The organism is Pseudomonas fluorescens (genome assembly GCF_002022275.1).
Lineage (GTDB): Bacteria > Pseudomonadota > Gammaproteobacteria > Pseudomonadales > Pseudomonadaceae > Aquipseudomonas > Aquipseudomonas fluorescens_AJ.
Map to the genome: position 1 here is coordinate 1 of NZ_MSDF01000027.1, position 22,666 is coordinate 22,666.

The following is a 22,666-nucleotide window of genomic DNA, read 5'->3' on the forward strand; positions in this document are numbered from 1 at the left end:
GCTTTTGATTTTGATCTTGATCTGAGGCGCCCCGTTAACCACGCTGGCCGAACGCAGGCTTGAATCCGTGGGTAACCCGGCAGGACGCCGGGTTAGCCGCGCTGGGCCAAGGATGGCCCATCGCGGCGGCCCACGGATTCAAGCCGGAGTGAGGGCATGCCGAGCCTAGGCGAGGCACCGAGTGGTGGGGCGAAGACCTTTTGGTTACTTTTGGGGCGTTTCCAAAAGTGACCCGCTGTAAGAGCGGAACCATAAGAAGCCGTTACCGCAGCAACGGATATGTACCCCAACCCCAACCCCAAAACCACCCACCCACAAAAAAGCCCCGAACCAGTCGGGGCTTTTTCATCTGATCAACCTACAGGCCTTACTTGCCCTGCCAGCGCTTCAGCACCAGCGTGGCGTTGGTGCCACCAAAGCCAAAGCTGTTGCTCATCACGGTGTCGATTTTGGCGTTCTCAACGGTCTTGGTCAGGATCGGCATATCAGCCACCACCGGATCAATCTCGTCGATGTTGGCCGAACCTGCCATGAAGTTGCCTTCCATCATCAGCAAGCAGTAGATCGCTTCGTGAACGCCGGCGGCGCCCAGGGAGTGACCCGACAGGCTCTTGGTGGAGCTGATGGCCGGGGCCTTGTCGCCGAATACCGCACGCACGCCTTCCATTTCCTTGGCGTCGCCGACCGGAGTCGAAGTGCCGTGGGTGTTCAGATAGTCGATTGGGGTATCAACAGTGGACATCGCCATCTGCATGCAACGGATGGCGCCTTCACCGCTCGGGGCAACCATGTCGTAGCCGTCGGACGTCGCGCCGTAGCCAACGATTTCCGCGTAGATCTTAGCGCCACGGGCCAGAGCGTGTTCCAGCTCCTCGACCACCACCATGCCGCCACCGCCGGCGATGACGAAACCGTCACGCTTGGCGTCGTAGGCGCGGGAGGCCTTTTCCGGGGTTTCGTTGTACTGGGTGGACAGCGCGCCCATGGCGTCGAACAGGAACGACTGGCTCCAGTGTTCTTCTTCACCGCCGCCGGCGAATACGATGTCCTGCTTGCCCAGCTGGATCTGCTCAACCGCAGTACCGATGCAGTGAGCACTGGTGGCGCAAGCCGAGGAGATCGAGTAGTTCACGCCCTTGATTGCAAACGGCGTGGCCAGGCAGGCTGAAACGGTGCTGCCCATGGTCCGTGTAACACGGTACGGGCCAACGCGTTTCACGCCTTTTTCGCGCAGGATGTCCAGTGCTTCCATCTGGTTCAGGGTCGATGCGCCGCCGGAGCCGGCGATCAGGCCGGTGCGTACGTTGGACACCTGGTCGTCGCTCAGGCCGGAGTCGGCAATTGCGTCTTTCATGGCCAGGTAAGCGTAGGCGGCAGCGTGGCCGACGAAGCGGTAGATCTTGCGATCAATCAGTTCTTCGAGGGGCAGGTCGATGGAGCCGGAAACCTGGCTACGCAGACCCATTTCGGCATATTCCGGGTTGAAGCGGATGCCAGGGCGACTTGCACGCAGGTTAGCGGTGACGGTCTCTTTGTCATTGCCCAGGCAAGAAACGATGCCCAGACCAGTGATAACGACGCGGCGCATGCGGATAACCCTTAAAAGTTGTCAGTGGAAGTGAATACGCCGACCCGAAGGCCTTCGGCAGTATAGATCTCGCGACCGTCGACAGTGACCGAACCGTCGGCGATGGCCAGGTTCAGCTTGCCCTTGAGGACGCGCTTGATTTGAATGTTGTAGGTGACTTTCTTGGCGGTCGGCAGGACCTGGCCAAAGAACTTCACTTCGCCCGAACCCAGGGCGCGACCGCGACCCGGCAGGCCTTGCCAGCCCAGGTAGAAACCCACCAGCTGCCACATGGCGTCGAGGCCCAGGCAGCCCGGCATCACAGGGTCACCTTCGAAATGGCAGGCGAAGAACCACAGGTCCGGGGTGATATCCAGCTCGGCGACCAATTCACCTTTGCCGTACTTGCCACCTTCTTCGCTGATATGGGTGATGCGATCCACCATCAGCATGTTCGGGGCGGGCAGTTGCGCGTTACCTGGGCCGAACAGCTCACCGCGACTGCAGCGCAGCAGGTCTTCCCGAGTAAAGGCGTTTTGTTTGGTCATGCGAGCTCCTCAATAATCCCATGCGGCGGGGTGGGGTAAATCTTCCCGATCCGACTGAAGCGTTCATGCCTCAGGTCAGCAGCCTACACATAGACTATTGCGTTGTAGTGAAAGTCACAGCGTCAAGGCACTGAATGTACACTTGTTCACTGAAATTTTAAACCGGGCCTGTTTATCGGCCCGTTCGGGTGCCTAAGACTGCCGCACTTTCGTCTTTCACGCCAGTCGCAGTTGGCTGATGGCGCGTCGCTATTGCACCCAACGCTGCAGTATTTGCTGCAAATCCGTGCGTTTGAACGGCTTCGCCAGGTAATCGTTCATTCCGGCTGCCAGGCAAGCTTCGCGGTCGCCCTGCAAGGCGTTGGCGGTGAGTGCGATGATCGGCAGATCGGCGCAACCAGGCAGTTGGCGAATTTGTCGCGTAGCTTCGTAGCCGTCGATCAGCGGTAGGCGGCAATCCATCAAAATCGCAGTGAAAATCAGGCTTTCGGCGCTGCGGATCGCCTCGGCACCGTCGGTGGCCAGGCTGACTTCAAAACCCAGGCTGCGCAACATGGCTTCGACCACGGTACGGTTGACCGGGTTGTCCTCCACCAGCAACACATGGCGACCATCGCCGGCGCCGGTTTTGCCTTCGGCGTCCAGGGCGATCGTCGGCTGGCTTTGCTGGTCGACGGCCAAGGGAATTTCCAGCGTAAACACCGAGCCGCGGCCTTCTTCACTCTGGGCACGCAGGGTGCCGCCCATGCGTTCGGCCAGCGTGCGGGCGATCGGCAGGCCCAAACCGGTGCCGCCGTAACGTCTTGAAATGGAACTGTCAGCCTGCTGGAACGCATCGAACATCAATTCCAGGCGTTCGGCGGAAATGCCGATGCCACTGTCGCGCACGGTGCAGGTGAACCACACCAGTTCATGATCGAGGGTTTGCCAATGGGGCTCGACGGTGACAGTGCCGTGTTCGGTAAATTTGAGCGCGTTGCCGATCAGGTTCACCAGAATCTGGCGGATGCGTGTCGGGTCACCCTGCACGCGCAGCGCGCCCATGCCCGCCGGGATCGGCAACTCCAGCGTCAGCCCACGTTGTTGGGCGCTGTGCTGAAAGGCCTGGGCGCAACTGCTGATCAGGTCAGCCAGGTTGAACGAAATATGCTCCAGCTCCAGCGCCGCGCGTTCGATGCGAGAGAAGTCGAGGATGTCGTTGATCACCTTGAGCAGATGCTCGGTGGACTCGGAGGCCAACGCCGCGTACTCGGTCTGCTCCTCGGTCATCTCGGTGGTTTCCAGCAACTGCAACATGCCCAGTACGCCGTTCATGGGCGTGCGCAGTTCGTGGCTCATCATCGCCAGGAAGTCCGACTTGGCATTGTTCGCCCGTTCGGCCTCTTCGCGAGTCTGGATCAACTGCGCCATGGCCTGTTGCTGCTCGCGGCTCGCCTGGTTGAGGTTTTCGGCGAGGTTGTTGATATGCCGCGACAGGTCGCCCAGTTCCGAGTCATCGACAATCGGTAACGGCGTCTTGTAGTCGCCTTGCTGGATGGCCTTCACCGCGTGGCCCATGGCGCTGATCGGCTGCGACAGGCTGGCTGCCAGGCGCCGTGCCAACAGGAAGGTAAACAGCAGTGCGAACAACGCGAGAATGCCGGCCTTGAACAAGATCTCTTGCTGGCGCTGGCTGAAGGCATCGTTGGACATGCCGACGATCACCCGGCCCAGATAGTCCGCGCGCGGCGCCTTGGGCTCGTTGAGGTTGTCCTGAAAGAAGTCGTTACCCAGCTGGATATGCTGCAGGCGAATCGGCGCCTGGAACACTTTTACCGACAATGAACGGTCATGTTTCTCCGACGGCTGTTCGACGTACACCAGTATGTTTTCGGTGCTGTCCTGAATCTCCAGAAAGCGCACGTGCGGCGTGGCCAAGGTCGCGCGCAGCAGGCTGTCGAGCACGTCGTTGTTGCCGGAAATCACCCCATATTCGGTGGCGGGTGCGAGCTGGTTGGCGATCAATTGACCGGTGTGATCCAGTTCCTGTCGCAAGTCCTGGATGCGCACGAAGGTAAAGAAGCTGATCAACAGCAACGTGAGCAACAGCGCCGGGCCCAGGGTGATGAGCTGGGTGCGGGTGTTGATGTCCCAACGACGACGCAAGGTCATGGTCGTTTTTCTCCTTCGGCCAATCGGGCGGCGACGGCGGCTTCGTCCACCTGTTCGATGCCCAGTGAGCGCGCGACTTGCGGGTTGCCCACGACTTTGAAGTGTTCCGGGTACAAGGTGCGTGGCCAAGTGGCCGGCGAATGGTCCAGCAGGCGGTCGAGTACATCGAGCCAGTCGGCCTGGTCGCTGTAGGTACTGGCCAGGGCTCCGGCCTTGACGAATCCGGCATTGGGGCCCACCAGCGGCAGTTGCTGGGCATAGCTGCTGAGCAACAGGTTTTTCACGGTTTTGGGGTTGTACAGCTGCGGGTCATCAAGACCGAGCAGCACGTCACTGTTCTTGAACAGGTTCTGCAACGGGCGGCTGTCATTAATGTTGTCCCAGCGCTGCGGCACGATCTCCAGGCCCAACGGCGCTGCGTATTGGGTCAACTCGCGCAACAGGAATTCACTGTCGCTGCCGTAGAGCACGCCAATACGCCGGGCCTGGGGCAGGGTGTCGGCGATCAGGTTCAACTGACGTTCCAGCGGCGGGTCGCTCCACAGCAAGCTGATTTTCGCCGGGTGCGCGTTGCCCAGGCGCTGGCGGGCTTGCAGGCGGCTGATGCGCAGCACCAGGGTCGGCGGGCCCTGGGCATCCTGCAGGCGCCAGTCGAGGCCGGGCAGGTCGAGCAGAATCAGACGGGTGTTGGCCGGAAGCTGACTGGGGGCGGGCAGATCTTTGAGCGCGGTGAAGGTGATGTGGTCTTCCGGGCGTTGCAGGGCCAGGGCCTGGGTAAAGGCTTGCACGCCGGCACCGTCCTCGGCGGCGGTCAGCAGGATGTCGGCGCTCCAGGCAGGCGCTGCCAGCAGCAGGCACACCAGCAGCAGGCCGCGTCGCCACAGGCGAGTTATAGAGAGGAGGGTCATCCGTGACTGATCGCCCATATCAGAATTCCAGCTCCGCGCTGAAATAGAGGACGTGGCGACTGTCGTAATTGTTGTCGGCCCAGGTGGTGGGCTGGTTATCGAGGCGTTGTTGCAACATGCCGGCCAGCTCCACGTTGGCTTTGCCCAAGGCAACGCGCTTGGCCACCCGGAGGTCGACCCGTTCGAAGCGATACTGATTAAGTGCGTCGTCGCCGTAGTAGAACAGCGCGCTGGACCAGCCATGGCCCCACTCTCGCAACCAGCCGGCCGAGCCGCTGTTGCGCGCGGTTTGCGCTTTGTCCAAGGGGTTGCTGGCGGTGGCGTCGACGTAAGCATAGGTCAGCCGCAAACGGTCGGCATTGCTCATGCGCCAGTCGAACTGCGATTCGGCGCCGGTAAACCGTGAGCTGTTGGCGTTGCTGGCAATGTATTGGTTATTGCGCAGCGGCGAGCTGATCATGTCGGTGATTTCGTCGTAGAACAGTTTCACGTCGACATTCAGCCCGAGGTCGGCAAAGAAGCCGTTGTAGCCCAGCTCCCGCGAGCGCATCAACTCTTTATCGAGGTTGCCGGGGCCGCGCGTTACCACAAAATATTGCCCGGAGTTCTGCCCGTAGGCCGGCGAGCTGAGGTTGGTAACGCGATAGCTCCAGTTGACGTTGTTCTCGAACATGTCCGGCGAACGAATCGCCTCGGAGTACACCGCACGCAGGCCGTGGCGTGGGTTGATCAAATAATTGACCGCCACCCGTGGCGTCAGCGAGTTGCCGCTCAGGTGGGTGTCTTCGTACATCGCGCCGCCTTGCAGCAGCCAGTGCTCGCTGGCGCGCCACTCCAAGTGGCCGAACAGGCGCCAGGTGGTGTCGTCGAGGGTGCCATTGAAGTAGGTGTCGGAGTCGGCGCGGTCGTAGCGGTAGTTCATGCCGCTGACCAGGCGCAGGCTGTCGGACAGGCTGAGGGTGTCCTGAATCTCGATGTCGTAGCGGCTTTCGCGAGTACTCTGGTCGATATCCCCGCACACGCTCTGGTTGGCCCCATTGCGCCACTGGTCCAGCACTTGGTTGCCCAATGCCTGCTCCGCAGTGGTGCCAGGCGGGGCGGTGCCTTGGCTGTAGGTGTCCATGTGCCGAGCCAACTGTTCGGCATAGTTGGGGTTGAGCTGCCACAACTGGGTCAGCTCCGGGCTGAACGACACCTTGGCATCACAAGCCTTCCAGACTTGCTGGCGGTCCCATTGCTGGGCCGAACCCTGGACGTACAGGCTGTGCTCCGGGTTGAACTCGTAATTCCAGCGCACCGAACCGGCGTAGTCCTTGGCGGTAACGTCGGAATTGGTACCGCCTTCGGTAATCCCGGCAAATACTGGTGTGTAGGTGTAAGGGCGCTGATTGCTGCCTTCCTTGGCATCCAATTGCCAGTCGAGGCTCTGCTGGGCGTTCAGCGTCTGGCTCACGGCCAGGCTGAAACGGCTGAGACGCCGACTGTCACGGCGGTCGGCACCGGCCGCGTCGCTGTCAAAGCCATCGTCCTGTTGCCCTGACAACGACAGGCGCAAGTCGCCGGTTTCCCAGCCCACGCCCTGGCTGGCATAAAAATCGTTGATCCCGCGTGCGCCACGGATGACTTTCACCCGCGAACCCTGGCTGTTGGCCGGTGAGCGCGTGAGGATGTTGACCACCGCCATCAGCGCGTTGGCGCCGTAGCTGACGGTGTTGGGGCCACGGAACACTTCGATGCGCTCGATATCCTCCATGGCCACCGGAATGTCGCTCCAGTCCACGGTCGCCAGGCCCGCGCGGTACACCGAGCGCCCGTCGATCAGCACTTGCATGCGCCGTGCATCGCTGGCGCTGGTGCCGTGGTAATTCACCGCCGCCTGGTTGCCGGTGGTGTAGCCGACCATCATCCCCGGTACCAGCCGCAGCAGCTCGGCGATGTCCCGTGCGCCGCTGGCCTTGATCAGCTCGCTGTCGATCACCGTCATACTGCCAGGCACGGCTGCAGCCGATTGCTTGAGGCGGGTGGCGGTCAACACTTGTGGCAGCGGCTGGCTGTCGAGGAACAGATCGTCGGAAAAAGCCGGTGCACTGCACAACAGCATCAGCCAAAGAGATGAACGGGGAGGAGGGCCCAAATACACGGCACGGCCTTGATAATTGCGAATAGCCGCCCATGTTAACCGAGGCACGGCCATTTGCCAGTCGCCTTACCCGCGATTACGTCACACAACCGTGGCAATTTCCGACAAACGTGTGAATTGACACAGGGGCTGGCCGCAAGCGGGTCGCCCCGTATAATGCCGCCATCGCCACTGGTATGGATTAACGGATTGCATATGACTGAACAGCGCCCTATTGCGGTCCTGGGAGGCGGAAGTTTTGGTACCGCCGTGGCTAACCTGCTGGCCGAGAACGGCCACGCGGTGCGCCAGTGGATGCGTGATCCCGAACAGGCCGAGGCCATTCGCGTCCACCGGGAAAACCCGCGTTACCTTAAAGGCATCAAAATTCATCCGGCGGTCGAACCGGTCACCGATTTGCTCGACACCCTCACCGCCTGCGACCTGTGTTTTGTCGCGCTGCCTTCCAGCGCCTTACGCTCGGTGCTGGCGCCCCACGCCGAGCGTCTGGCCGGCAAGCTGCTGGTCAGCCTGACCAAAGGCATCGAAGCGCAAACCTTCAAGCTGATGAGCGAGATTCTCGAAGAGATCGCCCCGCAGGCGCGCATTGGCGTGCTGTCCGGGCCGAACCTGGCGCGGGAAGTCGCCGAGCACGCGCTGACCGCCACCGTGGTCGCCAGTGAAGACGAAGCGCTCTGCGAACGCGTGCAGGCCGTGCTGCATGGCCGTACCTTCCGCGTGTATGCCAGCAGCGATCGCTTTGGCGTGGAGCTGGGCGGTGCGCTGAAAAACGTCTACGCGATCATTGCCGGCATGGCGGTGGCGCTGGGCATGGGCGAAAACACCAAGAGCATGCTGATCACCCGCGCGCTGGCCGAGATGACCCGGTTTGCGGTGAACCAGGGCGCGAACCCGATGACTTTCCTGGGCCTGGCGGGCGTGGGCGATTTGATCGTCACCTGTTCGTCGCCGAAAAGCCGCAATTACCAGGTCGGTTTCGCCCTGGGCCAGGGCCTGAGCCTGGAAGACGCGGTGACGCGCCTCGGTGAAGTGGCCGAAGGGGTCAACACGCTCAAAGTGCTGAAGGCCAAAGCCCAGGAAGTCGGCGTGTACATGCCGCTGGTCGCCGGGCTGCACGCGATCCTGTTTGAAGGGCGCACCTTGAACCAGGTGATCGAGTTGCTGATGCGCGCCGAGCCAAAAACCGATGTCGACTTTATTTCCACCAGCGGTTTCAACTGAGGAGCACGCCATGAACGACCCGAAAGCAGCCCCTAAATACGAGTCCATCCTGCTGCGCATTCTGTGGATGCTGGTGTTTGCCCTGGTGTGGCAGGTGGCGCAATTCCTGCTCGGCGCGCTGGTGGTGGTGCAGCTGATTTACCGCTTGATCTACGGCGCCCCGAACCTGGGCCTGATGAATTTTGGGGATAGCCTCAGCCAGTTCCTCGCGCAGATCGGCCGTTTCGGCAGCTTCCACAGTGATCAGAAACCCTGGCCGTTCGCCGATTGGCCCACCCCGCGCGCACCCGAAGGCGAAGCCGCCCACAGCGTGCCGCCGGCGCCGCACCCGGCGCGCGATGAGGAGCCAAAACTGTGAAGCTATGGATTTTGCGTCACGGTGAAGCCGAGGCCCATGCGCCCTCCGACGCTGAGCGCAACCTCACCGAGCATGGCCGCGGCGAAGCATTGCGCAGTGCTGCGCACCTGATCGGCCAGCCCATCAGCGCGATCCTCGCCAGCCCTTACGTGCGGGCGCAGCAAACCGCACAGCTGGTGCGTGATGCCTTGGGTTTCGAACCGCACATCCGCACGGTGCCGTGGTTGACGCCCGAGAGCAGCCCGCTGCAGGTGCTGGAAAAACTCGACACTGACGACAATGTGCTGCTGGTCAGCCATCAACCGCTGGTGGGCAGCCTGATCAGCTTTTTACAGCACGGCCACTTGCGCCAGCCGCAGCCGATGCACACCGCCAGCCTGGCGGAGCTTGAAGGAGACTTTCCGTTGGCGGGGCTGATGAGCCTGGTCAGCGTGAAAAATCCGTAGGAAGGATCTGCGCTTTTTGTGTGCTATATAGTCAACCAAGCAAGTGCTTGGTTGGCTATCATCGGATCACAAAGGAGCGCGTCCCATGCCTGTCGCTTTTCGTTTGCCGTTGCAGGTCTTCTTCGAACGTGAAGCGCGGCACCCGCGCAAATCCTTTCTTGTGCAGCCGGTCGGCAGTGACGAGGTGCAGACCCTCACTTGGGAGGACGTCGGCCACCAAGCCCGCTGCGCCGCGCATTGGCTGCGTACCCGGGAATTGCCCCAGGGCTCGCACATTGCGCTGATCTCGAAAAACTGCGCGCACTGGATCATCGCCGACCTGGCGATCTGGATGGCCGGGCATGTCTCGGTGCCGCTGTACCCCAACCTCACCGCCGACTCCGTCGCGCATGTGCTGACGCACTCCGAGGCCGCGCTGGTGTTTATCGGCAAGCTGGATGACTGGCCGGCCATGGCGCCGGGTATCCCGGCCGGCTTGCCGACCATCAGCCTGCCGCTGTGCCCGGCGGGCGATTTTTCCTACACCTGGGCTGACCTGCAAGCCTGCTCACCGATTCAGGACAACCCCACTCCCGACGCTTCAAACCTGGCAACCATCGTCTACACCTCCGGCACCACCGGTTTGCCCAAGGGCGTGATGCAAACCTTCGGCGCGCTGGGGTTTGCCGCCACACGTGGCACTGAATTATTTGGCCTGGGCGAGGGCGACCGGTTGTTGTCTTACCTGCCGCTGTGCCATGTGGCGGAGCGGATGTTCGTGGAGCTGGCCTCGATCTACACCGGGCAAACTGTGTTCTTTGCTGAAAGCCTAGACACGTTTCTGGCCGACCTGCGCCGGGCACGGCCGACCGCCTTGTTTGGCGTGCCGCGCATCTGGACCAAGTTTCAGATGGGCGTGTACGCCAGGATCCCTGAAAAGCGCCTGGACACCCTGCTGCGCCTGCCGTTTATCGGCAAGCGCGTCGGCCATAAAGTCCTCGCCGGGTTGGGGCTGGATGCGTTGCGCATTGCACTGTCAGGCGCCGCACCCGTCCCCGAGGCCTTGCTGCGCTGGTATCAGCGCCTGGGCCTGGACGTGCTGGAGGTGTATGGCATGACCGAAGCCTGTGGCTATTCCCATGTGTCTCGCCCGGGCCAGCAAACCCTCGGCTGGATCGGCCTGCCATGCCCCGGCGTGGAAGTGCGCATCGATGCCAGCGGCGAAGTGCAGGTGCGCAGCGGCGCGACCATGCTCGGCTATTTCAAGGACCCGCAGAAAACTGCAGAGACAATCACCGAAGACGGTTTTTTGCGCACCGGCGACAAGGGCGAGCAGGACGCTGACGGCCGTCTGCGCCTGACCGGGCGGCTCAAGGAAATCTTCAAAACCAGTAAAGGCAAATACGTAGCCCCGGCGCCGATTGAAAACCGCTTGGCCGAACATGCGCGTATCGAGCAGGTGTGCGTGGTCGGTGATGGGCTTATCGCACCGATAGCGCTGTGCGTGCTGTCGGCAGGTGAACAGGATCGGCACGCATTGGGCACAAGCCTTGAACGCTGGCTGGAACAGGTGAACCAGGCGCTGGATAAACATGAGCGTTTACGCCAGTTGGTGGTGGTCAAAGACAGCTGGGCGGTGGACAACGGCTTCCTGACGCCGACGTTGAAGATCAAGCGCAGCGTCATCGAGTCGACCTACGGCGCAGAGTTTCAGGCCTGGAGTGAGCGCAACGAATCCATTCTGTGGCAGGATTAGGGCCGTAATAAAACCAATAAGGACACTTGCATGAGCCTGTGGCGCACCCAACCGAATATCGAACAACTCAACGCGATTCAGAAAAACACCATTGGTGAATTACTGGATATTCGTTTCGAAAGCTTCGACGACGAATCCCTGACCGCCAGCATGGTGGTCGACCAGCGTACCCATCAGCCTTACGGCCTGTTGCACGGCGGCGCGTCGGTGGTGCTGGCCGAGAGCGTCGGTTCCATGGCGGCCTATCTGTGCATCGACGCCAGCAAGTTTTATTGCGTGGGGCTGGAGGTCAACGCCAACCACCTGCGCGGTGTGCGCAGCGGGCGGGTGACGGCAGTGGCGCGGGCGATTCATATCGGCCGTACGACGCAGGTGTGGGACATTCGCCTGACCAGTGACGACGGCAAGGCCAGTTGCGTGTCGCGTCTGACCATGGCCGTGGTGCCGCTGGGCCAGAACCCGCCGGCGCGATAGGCGTGGCGTGAGTGTCATCATTCCTGGCAGTTACAGTCATTGCTGTGCTGCCCGGGGCTGGTGACAATCCACTTCTGTTTTTGTTGATGGAACCGCTATGTCGCAGCACGTGTTTTTTGCCCACGCCAATGGCTTCCCTTCGGCCACCTACGGCAAGTTGTTTGCCGCCCTGGCCCCGGAATACGAGGTGGCACACGTGCCGCAGCACGGTCACGACCCCAGGTTTCCGGTCGACGATAACTGGCAGAACCTGGTGGACGAGTTGATCCACCACCTGGAGCAACAGCCGGAACCGGTGTGGGGCGTGGGGCATTCCCTGGGTGGCGTGCTGCATTTGCACGCGGCCATGCGTTGCCCACAGCTGTACCGGGGCGTGGTGATGCTCGATTCGCCGGTGCTGACCCGCGCCGACCGCTGGGTCATTCGTGCGGCCAAACGCTTTGGCTTTATCGACCGCTTGACCCCGGCCGGGCGCACGCTGGGCCGTCGGGAAGAATTCAGCGACCTGGCTGCCGCGCGCAGCTATTTTGCCGGCAAGACGTTGTTTCGCGGGTTCGACCCCGAATGTTTTGACGCTTACCTGCAACATGGCCTGCTGCAAGTAGGCGATCGCCTGCGTCTGCGCTTCGACCCAGCCACCGAAATCAGCATCTACCGTGGCGTGCCCCACACCAGCCCGGGCCAGGTGCGCCAGTTGAAGGTGCCGCTGGCGGTGGTACGTGGTCGCCAGAGCCGCGTGGTGATGCGTCACCATGCCAGCGGCGTCGACCGCCTGCCCATGGGCGAAATGCTCACCATGCCGGGCGGCCATATGTTCCCCCTTGAACGCCCTCAGGACACCGCGACCTTGATCAAGAACCTGTTTTCCCGCTGGGAAGCCCGCGAGCGCAGCTGCGCATGAGTACGCCGGTCGAGGAAGTGCGCCTGAGCCTGCCGCATATCGAATTGGCGGCGCATCTGTTTGGCCCTGAAGACGGTGTGCCGGTGATCGCCCTGCATGGCTGGCTGGACAACGCCAATAGCTTTGCGCGGCTGGCGCCCAAGCTTGCGGGGTTGCGCATCGTTGCGTTGGACATGGCCGGGCACGGGCATTCCGCGCATCGTCCTGCGGGGGCCGGCTATGCCTTGTGGGATTATGTCTCTGACGTGCTGCACGTCGCCGAGCAACTGGGCTGGAAACGTTTTGCATTACTTGGCCATTCCCTCGGCGCGATCGTTTCACTCGTGCTGGCGGGCGCCTTGCCGGAACGGATTACCCACCTTGGATTGATCGACGGCGTGATCCCGCCGACCGCCGCCGGTGAGAACGCCGCTGAACGCCTGGGTATGGCATTGCAGGCGCAATTGAACCTGCGCGATAAAAACAAACCGGTCTACAGCACCCTTGATCGCGCGGTAGAAGCGCGCATGAAAGGCGTGGTCGCCGTGAGCCGCGAAGCTGCCGAACTCCTGGCCCAGCGCGGTTTGATGCCGGTGCCGGGCGGTTATACCTGGCGCACCGACAGCCGCTTGACCCTGGCGTCGCCGATGCGTCTGACCGACGAGCAGGCGATGGCTTTCGTGAAGCGTGTGGGGTGCCCTACGCAGTTGGTGGTCGCGGCTGATGGCATGCTGGCGAAACATTCCGAATTGCTTTCTCAGCTACCCTTCACGGTGACCACGCTGCCCGGCGGCCATCATTTACACCTGAATGATGAGCCCGGCGCGGCTCTTGTTGCAGACTGTTTCAATCGGTTCTTCTCCACGCCTTGACTTGGCGGGGTCAACTGCCGAGGCTGGGCGGATTGAAAGGGAGTCAACCATGAACCATCTCAACACCGCTGCGACCTCCAATGGCCAGGGCTCACGCATCCGATGAGCCTGCGTAAAGGATGTATACGTGCCCTCGGGCTGTGCTGTTTCAGCCCCTTGGTGTTCGCCGCCGACTTGCCGGGCAGTCAGGATTTACCCGCCGTTTCGCGCCAGGTCGACGCGCAGATCGTCGATTACCGCCCCGCTGAAGAAAAAGAACGCATTTACCCCATGGGCGCGATCCGCAAGATCAGCGGCCAGCTGCGCTATGAAGGCCAAGCCACGGCGCGCGGCCAGGCCACCGCCATCACCTATGAACTGCCCGCCGAACACACCTCCAGCGCCGCGTTTACGTCAACGCGCGAAGCGTTACAGGCCAAGGGCGCACAATTGTTGTTCTGGTGTCAGGCCCGCGATTGCGGCGAGAGCAGCCTGTGGGCCAATGAAGTGTTCGGCAACGCCAAGCTGGTGGGCGCCGACGGCCAGCAGGAATACCTGCTGCTGCGTTTGGCCGCCCCGCAGGACAACTCCCTGGTGGCGCTGTACGGCATTACCCGAGGCAACCGCCGCGCCTATCTGCACGTAGAGCAACTGGACGCCAGCGCGCCGTTGGGCGACCTGCCGCCGACCTCGGCCACCTTGCTGCGTGAATTGAAAAGCACCGGTGAGCTGGATTTCCCGATCCTCAGCGCTGAACCTGACGCCACGTGGCTGACCCTGATTTCCCGTGGACTCAACCTTGACGCCACCTTGCGTGTCAGCCTCACCGGTCCCACGGCCGAAGCCTGGCGCCAGGGCCTGATCGACAGCGGCGTACGCGCCGCGCGCCTGGAAACCGGTACAGATACCGCCAAAGGCCTGCACCTGCATCTGATACGCTAAGCGTTACAAGGCGAACGGACCCGCGCCGTTCGCCTAAGCTCTCTTCCTACAGCCTTTTTCTCGAGATACCCGATGCTCAATAACGATCGCCTGCTGGTGCAAATCCTGCTGCTGGTGCTGTTTGGTGCGAGCTTCTGGGTGATGGCGCCGTTCTGGTCGGCGCTGTTCTGGGGCGCGGTGCTGGCGTTTGCCAGCTGGCCGCTGATGCGTTTGCTGACGCGCGCGCTGGGTGGCCGCGAATCCCTGGCGGCGGGCATTCTGACGTTGGGGTGGATGTTGCTGGTGGCGGTTCCGCTGGTGTGGCTGGGGTTCAACCTGGCGGACCACGTGCGCGATGCGGTGGGCCTGATCAAGGATATCCAGGTCGACGGTTTGCCCGCCGCGCCGACCTGGCTCGGTTCGATCCCGTTTGTCGGCGAGCGGCTGGTGGCGACGTGGGACAGCATCGACCAACAGGGCGCGGCGCTGATGGTCAGCATCAAGCCGTACCTGGGGCAGGTCGGCAACTGGCTGCTGGCGCGCAGCGCGCAGATCGGCGGCGGAATCCTCGAACTGACCTTGAGCCTGGTATTCGTGTTTTTCTTCTACCGTGACGGGCCACGCCTGGCGACCTTTGTGCATCGCCTGCTGGAACGCCTGATCGGCGAGCGCGCCGGTTACTACATCGAACTGGTCGCCGGTACAGTGCAGCGTGTAGTCAACGGCGTGATCGGCACCGCCGCCGCCCAGGCCGTGTTGGCGCTGATCGGTTTTCTGATCGCCGGGGTGCCGGGTGCGCTGGTGCTGGGCATCGTCACTTTCCTGCTCAGCCTGATTCCCATGGGCCCGCCGCTGGTATGGATCCCGGCCACGGCCTGGCTGGCCTGGAAGGGCGATTACACCTACGCGGTGTTCCTCGGGGTGTGGGGCACGTTCATCATCAGCGGCGTCGACAACGTGCTCAAGCCCTACCTGATCAGTCGAGGCGGCAACCTGCCGCTGGTGATCGTGCTATTGGGCGTGTTTGGCGGGTTGATCGCCTTCGGCTTCATCGGCCTGTTTATTGGCCCGACCTTGCTGGCCGTGGCCTACAGCCTGTTGACGGACTGGAGCGCGACCCAGGTCCAGGTCCGTCGGGAGGATAAATCGATCTAACTGATCGATGGAGATCACTGTGGGAGCTGGCTTGCCTGCGATGGCGGCCTGTCAGGTGCTCATTGGCAAACTGACATACCGCCATCGCAGGCAAGCCAGCTCCCACATGGGGCCGTGCCAGACCATTAGCCTCTGGGCAGCCACATCACGGCGGTCAACCCGCCGCCTGGGGTTTCCTCCAGGCTGAGGTGGCCGCCGAGGCGTTCCACCGCTTCCTTGGAAATCGTCATGCCCAGGCCGACGCCGCCGGAGTTGCGGTTGCGCGAGCCTTCCAGGCGAAAGAACGGTTCGAACACCGCCTCGCGTTTATCCGCCGCAATCCCGGGCCCGTGGTCGATCACGCGAATCACCAGCGCGCCACGGCTGTCTGCCAGCTCCACTCGGGCGGTGCCGGCATAACGCAGGGCGTTGTCGATCAGGTTGTTCAGGCAGGAACGCAGCGCCATTGGTTGCACCTGCAAAGGCGCGCAGGTGCCGGAAAACTGCACGTCAGAGCCTTGGTCCTGGGCATTTTCGCTTAAGGACTCCACCAGTGCCTGCACGTCGAGCCAATGCCGGGTCTCGCTGGTACGCTGTTCGTGCAGGTAGCTCAGGGTGGCGTCGAGCATGCCGATCATGTCGTCGAGGTCTTGGCGCATCTGGCCTTGCAGCTTGGTGTCTTCGATCTGCTCCAGGCGCAGCTTGAGGCGCGACAGCGGGGTGCGCAGGTCGTGGGACACCGCGCCAAGCATGCGTGCACGCTGGCTGACCTGTTCGCGGATGCGCTTTTGCATCAGGTTGAATGTCGATGCTGCCTGGCGCGCTTCCCTAGGCCCGGACTCGTTGAGCGGTGGGCTGTCGAGGTCGAGGCTCAAGCGCTCGGCTGCCGCACTCAGGCGCTGGATCGGCCGGCTCAGCAGTTTGGCGCCGTACCAGGCAGCGATAATCAGCGAGATAAATTGAAACGTCAGGGGCACCACCGGGCCGCCGAACCAGGGCCGATGGTGATCCTTGCGCAGCGGCGTCAGTGTGCCGTCAGGCTGCTCGATGAAGGTTTCATGGGGCGGCGGTGGCGGCGGTCCGTAATGGTGGAACCAGAAGAAAGCCAGCGCGTGCGCCAGCACAATGGCTACCAGCAATACGCCGAACAGCCTGCCGAACAGCGTATTGAAGCCGTTGCGCATCAGCCAATATCCCGTGCGTCGAACAAATAGCCTTCGCCACGCACGGTCTTGATCAGTTGCGGTGCTTTGGGGTCATCGCCCAGTTTCTGGCGCAAGCGTGAAACGAGCAAGTCGATACTGCGATCAAACGCTTCGATGGAGCGGCCACGGGCGGCATCCAGCAATTGTTCGCGGCTCAGCACGCGGCGTGGGCGTTCGATAAACACCCACAACAGGCGAAACTCGGCGTTGGACAGCGGCACTACCAAGCCATCATCGGCCACCAATTGGCGCAGCACGCTGTTGAGGCGCCAGTTATCGAAACGAATGTTGGCGCGCTGCTCGGTGCGGTCATCACGCACCCGACGCAGAATGGTCTGGATCCTCGCCACCAGCTCGCGCGGCTCGAACGGCTTGGACATATAGTCGTCGGCGCCCAGTTCCAGGCCGATGATGCGGTCGGTGGGTTCACAGCGGGCGGTGAGCATCAGAATCGGGATGTCTGATTCCCCGCGCAGCCAGCGGCACAGCGACAAGCCGTCTTCACCCGGCAGCATCAGGTCGAGCACCACCACATCGAAGGTTTCCGCCTGCATGGCCGTGCGCATGGCGGCGCCGTCGGTTACGCCCACGGCAAGAATGTTGAAGCGTGCCAGGTAATCGATCAGCAGTTCGCGGATCGGCACGTCGTCGTCAACGATCAGCGCGCGGGTGTTCCAGCGCTTTTCGTCGGCGATCACTGCGCCTTTTAGCTCGTCGTTCACAGAGACTGAAGAAGTATGCATAGTGCGATCATCTGCCTGGTTGTTGCTGTCAGCATAGGCGCCCAGCCCCCATGGCTGGAAGTGCTGGACGGTCGGTCATGTGCGCGAGGCTAGCGGTAGGGCGTGTTGGGGGCGTGTCGTGAATGTATCAGGCTTGATACAATTGGCTGGAATGGCCGCCGCAGGGCGGTCTGTCAGTATTTACCGATCATCGGATCCCGTAACGGCGCCGCTTGCGCTACAATCCGCGCCGATTTCGACTTGCCTGAGAGCCCATTCCAATGTCCGTTTGCCAGACTCCTATCATCGTCGCCCTGGATTACCCCACCCGTGACGCCGCACTGAAGCTGGCTGACAGGTTGGACCCGAAGCTTTGCCGGGTCAAAGTCGGCAAGGAACTGTTTACCAGTTGCGCCGCGGAAATTGTCGGCACCCTGCGCGACAAAGGTTTTGAAGTATTCCTGGACCTCAAATTCCACGACATTCCCAACACAACCGCGATGGCGGTGAAGGCTGCGGCCGAGATGGGCGTGTGGATGGTCAACGTGCACTGCTCCGGCGGCCTGCGCATGATGAATGCGTGCCGTGAAGTGCTGGAACAGCGCACCGGCCCCAAACCGTTGCTGATCGGCGTGACCGTGTTGACCAGCATGGAGCGTGAAGATTTGGCCGGTATTGGCCTGGATATCGAACCGCAGGAACAAGTGCTGCGTCTGGCCGCCCTGGCCGAGAAAGCCGGTCTGGATGGTTTGGTTTGCTCGGCGCTGGAAGCCCAGGCCCTGAAGGCTGCGCACCCGTCGCTGCAACTGGTGACCCCGGGAATTCGCCCGGCGGGCAGTGCAGTGGATGATCAACGCCGTATCCTGACCCCGCGCCAGGCGCTGGACGCGGGCTCGGACTATTTGGTGATTGGTCGCCCGATCAGCCAAGCGGCGGACCCGGCGCAGGCGTTGGCAGCAGTCGTTGCCGAGATCGCCTGACTCCACAGATGATCGTTCCCACGCTCTGCGTGGGAATGCCTCTTGTGACGCTCCGCGTCACGCTCTGGGACGCATAGCGTCCCGGGCTGAATTCCCACGCGGAGCGTGGGAACGATCAGACAGAGGGATTTCAGCTGACTTTCAACACCAACTTCCCAAAGTTCTCCCCGTTGAACAGCTTCATCAGCGTCTCCGGGAATGTCTCCAGTCCCTCCACGATATCCTCCTTGCTCTTGAGCTTGCCTTGCGCCATCCACCCGGCCATCTCCTGCCCGGCCGCCGCGAAGTGGGCGGCATGGTCCATCACCACAAAACCTTCCATGCGCGCGCGGTTCACCAGCAACGACAAGTAGTTGGCCGGCCCTTTCACCGCTTCCTTATTGTTGTATTGGCTGATCGCCCCGCAGATCACCACGCGCGCTTTCAGTGCCAGACGGCTGAGCACGGCGTCAAGAATGTCGCCGCCGACGTTATCGAAATACACATCCACGCCTTTCGGGCACTCGCGCTTGAGCGCGGCGGGCACGTCTTCGCTTTTGTAATCGATGGCGGCATCAAAGCCCAATTCATCCACGAGAAATTTGCATTTGTCGGCGCCACCGGCGATGCCCACGACGCGGCAGCCTTTGATCTTGGCGATTTGCCCGGCAATGCTGCCCACCGCACCGGCCGCGCCGGAGATCACCACCGTTTCACCGGTCTTTGGCGCGCCGGTGTCGAGCAGGGCGAAGTAGGCGGTCATGCCGGTCATGCCCAATGCTGAAAGGTAGCGCGGCAGTGGCGCCAGTGTCGGGTCGACCTTGTAGAAACCGCGCGGCTCGCCGAGGAAGTAATCCTGCACACCCAAAGCGCCATTGACGTAGTCGCCGACCGCAAACTTGGGATTATTCGAGGCGATGACTTTGCCAACGCCTAGCGCACGCATCACTTCGCCAATGCCCACCGGGGGAATGTAGGACTTGCCCTCATTCATCCAGCCACGCATGGCCGGGTCGAGGGACAGGTATTCGTTTTGCACCAGCACTTGCCCCTCACCGGGCGTGCCCACCGGCACTTCCTGATAGGTAAACGTTTCCCGCGTGGCCGCGCCGACCGGACGTTTGGCGAGCAGGAATTGGCGGTTGGTCTGGGAAGTCATGGCAAGGACTCTTTAGAAATGAACCTGGAGTGATAGACCCACAATGGCCTGGGGGCAAGGTTATGCCGGGTGTGCGAATGCCCGCCGATAGCCATGGCTGATAATCAGGTAGGGCGCCTTATCACTGCGATTCATGCAGCGCTAACCGGCCTTTTGATAGTGCTGACGCGCCCGGGCGGGGGTTGGCTAGACTCGGTCCACGGCTATTTCTTCCCTAGGACATTCCCATGAGCATGACGTTTTCCGGCCAGGTCGCCCTGGTGACCGGCGCCGCCGCCGGTATTGGCCGCGCTACCGCGCTGGCGTTCGCCGCTGAAGGCTTGAAAGTAGTGGTCGCTGACCTGGATGTGGCGGGCGGTGAAGGTACTGTTGCGCAGATTTTGCAGGCCGGTGGCGAGGCGCTGTTCGTGCGCTGCAACGTCACGCTGGAAGCCGACGTGCAGCAATTGATGGCACAGACCGTCGCCGCCTATGGACGCCTGGACTATGCCTTCAACAACGCCGGGATCGAGATCGAGAAGGGCAAGTTGGCCGACGGCAGCCTGGACGAGTTCGACGCGATCATGGGCGTTAACGTCAAGGGCGTGTGGCTGTGCATGAAGCACCAGTTGCCGCTGTTGCTGGCTCAGGGTGGCGGGGCGATTGTTAATACTGCGTCGGTGGCGGGGCTGGGGGCGGCGCCGAAGATGAGCATTTACGCGGCCTCCAAGCACGCGGTGATTGGCCTGACCAAATCGGCGGCGATCGAGTACGCCAAGAAGAAAATTCGCGTCAACGCGGTATGCCCGGCCGTGATCGATACCGATATGTTCCGCAGAGCCTATGAAGCCGACCCGCGCAAGGCAGAGTTTGCAGCGGCCATGCACCCGGTCGGGCGTATTGGCAAAGTCGAGGAAATCGCCAGTGCCGTGCTCTACCTGTGCAGCGACGGGGCGGCGTTCACCACCGGCCAGGCGTTGGCGGTGGACGGCGGCGCGACGGCGATCTAGGACCGCACGCCGCGTCCTGTTCGAAAAGGGTGGGCGTGCTGTGGGGCATTTCCAGGGCTGGCACAAGGCCTCGAATGAATGTGTATCACTAGGTAAATAAGTCAATAAAATCAATACTTTAATAAAAGTTGGCGACCGGCTGAACCAGGCTTCTGTGCTTAACTGTTTGGGGTTGAATAACAGACAGTTGAAGTGAGTGGCTCATGGATTTAGGGATCGATCGACAAGCCCTTGTACCGGTGGTGCAGCAAATCGTCAGCGCGGCGGCGCAATGGATTGTCAACAGTGGGGCGGGGCCCGGCACGCGCTTGCCGTCCATCCGGCAAATTGCCCTCGACAACCTGCTCAGCCAGTCCAGCGTGATCGAGGCCTTCGAGCGCATGGTGGCCCAGGGGGTTTTGGAGTCCAAGCAGGGCTCTGGCTTTGTGGTGGCCCAGCCGCCGGTCTGCCTGGAAAGCCATTGGTATGAGGGGGCGGAGCTGGGGTGGGGGGCCTACCTCGATAGCCCGCTGGGCGAGTTGAAACTGGGTTGCGGCTGGTTGCCGGATGCCTGGCGCGAAAGTGATGACATTTGTTACGCAATCCGTGAAATCAGCCGCACCGATACCGCCGGCCTCTTCAGCTACAGCACGCCCTTGGGGCTGCCGGCGTTGCGCGAACAACTGCTCAAGCGGCTGACCCAGATAAAGGTGGCAACCAGCCTTGATCGCATCCTCACCACCCATGGCGCCAGCCATGCCCAGGATTTGCTGATACGCACGTTGCTCAAGGCGGGCGATACGGTGGTGGTCGAGACCCCGGGATACGCCAACCTCTACCGTCAACTGGAGCGTCACGGCGTCAGGCTGCTGGAAGTCCCGCGTACCTGTGGCGGGCCGGATATCCAGGTGCTGGAGACGTTGCTGCACAGCCATCGGCCCAAGTGCCTGTTCATCAACAGCCTGTATCACAACCCCACCGGCACCAGCCTCTGCCGCGCCGTGGCCGAACGTTTGCTGCAACTGGCGTGCAGCGAAGACTTCCTGATCATCGAAGAGGACGTTTACGGCGATTTGCAACACGCCAGTTGCACGCGGTTGTCGGCGCTGGCCCATGATGATCGGGTGATCTACGTCTCCAGTTTCTCCAAGACCCTGAGCAGCGCGTTACGGGTAGGCTACCTCTGTGCGAGCGCGACGTTCATCTCGCAAATCGCCACCCTCAAGACCCTGACGGGCATCGGCACTTCGCGCTTTGCCGAAGCGGTGGTGGCCACGCTTTTGGCCAACGGCACCTACCGTAAATGGGTGCAGCGCCTGCGCAAGCGCCTGAACACGCAGATGGCTGCTACCTTGCAAGTGCTGGAGGATGAAGAGTGGGAAGTGTTTGCCGTGCCCGCGGGTGGGATGTTTGTGTGGGCGCGGCCTGGCAGCGCTGATCGCTCGCGCTTGCAGGCGTGTGCGCGCAAGCTCTGCGTGTTGCTGTCGCCGGGGGCGCTGTTCAGCCCGAAAGGTGAATCCAGTGACTGGCTGCGTATCAATGTGGCCTATGCCGCTGATGAGCGGGCACTGGCGCTGTTCCATGCCATGGGACCCGCCAGATCGACCTCGACCATTCTGAAAACGACGGGCATGTAGCTTTTTGCCATTATTGTGGCGCCAATCGCTTGTATCAGCGGCTCGCGGTTGCGAATCTCGTCTCATGGAAACCAGGCTTGATGGCATTCGCCATTGCATGAGGATTCAAGCGCAATGATTTCGGCCGTGCAACGACGTTTCGCCAACCTCGGTATGGCGAAAAAACTGGGTTTGGGCTTCATTCTTGTGCTGCTGCTGACGGCGTTGGTGGCGGCCATTGGCGTGTGGTCCCTGCAAACCGTTGGTCAGCGTTTCGAAGGCCTCAAGGCGATGTCGTCGCTCAACAGTGGCCTGCTCAAAGTGCGCCTGATCGAGCAAGACTACGCACTGCACGCCGACCCAAAATCCGTTGATGCGTTGCATGAAAGTGTCGATGCCCTGACCGCGCATGCAGAAAGCCTCAAGAACCAGTCTGCGGCCAATGTGCCGGTGATGACCGACGTCGAACAAGCGCTGGCGGCTTATCGCAAGGCGTTTGATGAGTTTGTCGAACTCACCCAGACCAAAGACCTGGCGCTGGAAATGGCCAGTTGGTCCGTGTCCAGCGTGGCGAATAACCTCGACGTATTGCAGGCCGGTCTGGCTGACGATGGCGCCTATGGCCTTAAGGAAAGCCAGGGCAAGGACGGCGCCGAATTTATCGAGCAGGCGGGGCAGGTCAGCCAGGTTTCACGGTTGATGT

The 22,666-nt window shown here is 61.8% G+C and carries 20 protein-coding genes; 12 read left to right on the forward strand and 8 right to left on the reverse strand.

Going from position 1 to position 22,666, the window contains the following annotated elements; genetic code table 11:
* Positions 1 to 367 precede the first annotated feature (367 nt).
* The 5 genes from fabB to BFW87_RS20915 all read right to left on the reverse strand — a co-directional run bounded on the left by fabB (position 368) and on the right by BFW87_RS20915 (position 7,314).
* Complete coding sequence (gene fabB / locus BFW87_RS20895) at positions 368 to 1,588, reverse strand: beta-ketoacyl-ACP synthase I (protein ID WP_076950492.1); 1,221 nt, start codon at positions 1,586 to 1,588, stop codon at positions 368 to 370.
* A gap of 11 nt (positions 1,589 to 1,599) precedes the next feature.
* Positions 1,600 to 2,115, reverse strand: coding sequence for a 3-hydroxyacyl-[acyl-carrier-protein] dehydratase FabA (gene fabA / locus BFW87_RS20900; RefSeq protein ID WP_003210552.1), 516 nt, complete (start codon positions 2,113 to 2,115; stop codon positions 1,600 to 1,602).
* Between the two features lie 249 nt (positions 2,116 to 2,364).
* Positions 2,365 to 4,266: an ATP-binding protein gene (locus tag BFW87_RS20905; RefSeq protein ID WP_078741620.1), complete on the reverse strand. Its 1,902-nt coding sequence runs from the start codon at positions 4,264 to 4,266 to the stop codon at positions 2,365 to 2,367.
* Positions 4,263 to 5,192, reverse strand: coding sequence for an ABC transporter substrate-binding protein (locus tag BFW87_RS20910; protein ID WP_078741621.1), 930 nt, complete (start codon positions 5,190 to 5,192; stop codon positions 4,263 to 4,265). Before BFW87_RS20910 ends, BFW87_RS20905 begins: the two co-directional genes overlap by 4 nt.
* A gap of 1 nt (position 5,193) precedes the next feature.
* A complete protein-coding gene (locus BFW87_RS20915; RefSeq protein ID WP_368483949.1) occupies positions 5,194 to 7,314 on the reverse strand; it encodes a TonB-dependent receptor plug domain-containing protein in 2,121 nt (706 codons plus the stop codon).
* A 195-nt stretch (positions 7,315 to 7,509) separates the two neighbouring features.
* Between BFW87_RS20915 and BFW87_RS20920 the strand changes: the two genes are divergently transcribed.
* From BFW87_RS20920 to BFW87_RS20960, 9 genes are all read left to right on the forward strand, one after another.
* Positions 7,510 to 8,535, forward strand: a complete 1,026-nt coding sequence (locus BFW87_RS20920; protein ID WP_078741623.1) for an NAD(P)H-dependent glycerol-3-phosphate dehydrogenase — start codon at positions 7,510 to 7,512, stop codon at positions 8,533 to 8,535.
* Positions 8,536 to 8,545: 10 nt separating this feature from the next.
* Positions 8,546 to 8,893: a DUF4389 domain-containing protein gene (locus tag BFW87_RS20925; RefSeq protein ID WP_078741624.1), complete on the forward strand. Its 348-nt coding sequence runs from the start codon at positions 8,546 to 8,548 to the stop codon at positions 8,891 to 8,893.
* Positions 8,890 to 9,339 carry a phosphohistidine phosphatase SixA gene (gene sixA, locus BFW87_RS20930; RefSeq protein ID WP_078741625.1) on the forward strand — a complete coding sequence of 150 codons (450 nt, stop codon included), beginning with the start codon at positions 8,890 to 8,892 and terminating at the stop codon, positions 9,337 to 9,339. The genes BFW87_RS20925 and sixA overlap by 4 nt, the downstream gene beginning before the upstream one ends.
* A gap of 85 nt (positions 9,340 to 9,424) precedes the next feature.
* The gene (locus BFW87_RS20935) at positions 9,425 to 11,074 is read left to right on the forward strand and encodes an AMP-binding protein (RefSeq protein WP_078741626.1); all 1,650 of its coding nucleotides are present in this window, start codon (positions 9,425 to 9,427) and stop codon (positions 11,072 to 11,074) included.
* 30 nt (positions 11,075 to 11,104) lie between these two features.
* Positions 11,105 to 11,548 carry a hotdog fold thioesterase gene (locus BFW87_RS20940; RefSeq protein WP_078741627.1) on the forward strand — a complete coding sequence of 148 codons (444 nt, stop codon included), beginning with the start codon at positions 11,105 to 11,107 and terminating at the stop codon, positions 11,546 to 11,548.
* A 97-nt stretch (positions 11,549 to 11,645) separates the two neighbouring features.
* A complete protein-coding gene (locus BFW87_RS20945; protein ID WP_078741628.1) occupies positions 11,646 to 12,449 on the forward strand; it encodes an alpha/beta fold hydrolase in 804 nt (267 codons plus the stop codon).
* A complete protein-coding gene (locus BFW87_RS20950) occupies positions 12,446 to 13,300 on the forward strand; it encodes an alpha/beta fold hydrolase (RefSeq protein WP_078741629.1) in 855 nt (284 codons plus the stop codon). Before BFW87_RS20945 ends, BFW87_RS20950 begins: the two co-directional genes overlap by 4 nt.
* A gap of 102 nt (positions 13,301 to 13,402) precedes the next feature.
* Positions 13,403 to 14,221 carry a DUF4892 domain-containing protein gene (locus BFW87_RS20955; RefSeq protein ID WP_078741630.1) on the forward strand — a complete coding sequence of 273 codons (819 nt, stop codon included), beginning with the start codon at positions 13,403 to 13,405 and terminating at the stop codon, positions 14,219 to 14,221.
* A gap of 72 nt (positions 14,222 to 14,293) precedes the next feature.
* The gene (locus BFW87_RS20960) at positions 14,294 to 15,355 is read left to right on the forward strand and encodes an AI-2E family transporter (protein WP_078741631.1); all 1,062 of its coding nucleotides are present in this window, start codon (positions 14,294 to 14,296) and stop codon (positions 15,353 to 15,355) included.
* A gap of 125 nt (positions 15,356 to 15,480) precedes the next feature.
* Here the strand turns inward: BFW87_RS20960 and BFW87_RS20965 are convergent, their stop codons facing one another.
* Complete coding sequence (locus tag BFW87_RS20965) at positions 15,481 to 16,518, reverse strand: sensor histidine kinase (protein WP_078741632.1); 1,038 nt, start codon at positions 16,516 to 16,518, stop codon at positions 15,481 to 15,483.
* A complete protein-coding gene (locus tag BFW87_RS20970) occupies positions 16,518 to 17,282 on the reverse strand; it encodes a response regulator (protein WP_078741633.1) in 765 nt (254 codons plus the stop codon). The genes BFW87_RS20965 and BFW87_RS20970 overlap by 1 nt, the downstream gene beginning before the upstream one ends.
* A 260-nt stretch (positions 17,283 to 17,542) precedes the next feature.
* Here BFW87_RS20970 and pyrF point away from each other — a divergent pair, with 260 nt between their 5' ends.
* Positions 17,543 to 18,241: an orotidine-5'-phosphate decarboxylase gene (pyrF, locus tag BFW87_RS20975; protein ID WP_078741634.1), complete on the forward strand. Its 699-nt coding sequence runs from the start codon at positions 17,543 to 17,545 to the stop codon at positions 18,239 to 18,241.
* A 130-nt stretch (positions 18,242 to 18,371) separates the two neighbouring features.
* On the opposite strand, the gene BFW87_RS20980 is transcribed toward pyrF, so the two are convergent.
* Positions 18,372 to 19,379, reverse strand: coding sequence for an NADP-dependent oxidoreductase (locus BFW87_RS20980; RefSeq protein WP_078741635.1), 1,008 nt, complete (start codon positions 19,377 to 19,379; stop codon positions 18,372 to 18,374).
* A 227-nt stretch (positions 19,380 to 19,606) separates the two neighbouring features.
* Here BFW87_RS20980 and BFW87_RS20985 point away from each other — a divergent pair, with 227 nt between their 5' ends.
* A complete protein-coding gene (locus BFW87_RS20985; protein ID WP_078741636.1) occupies positions 19,607 to 20,368 on the forward strand; it encodes an SDR family oxidoreductase in 762 nt (253 codons plus the stop codon).
* Between the two features lie 203 nt (positions 20,369 to 20,571).
* Positions 20,572 to 21,984, forward strand: coding sequence for a PLP-dependent aminotransferase family protein (locus BFW87_RS20990; protein WP_078741637.1), 1,413 nt, complete (start codon positions 20,572 to 20,574; stop codon positions 21,982 to 21,984).
* Positions 21,985 to 22,666 lie beyond the last annotated feature (682 nt).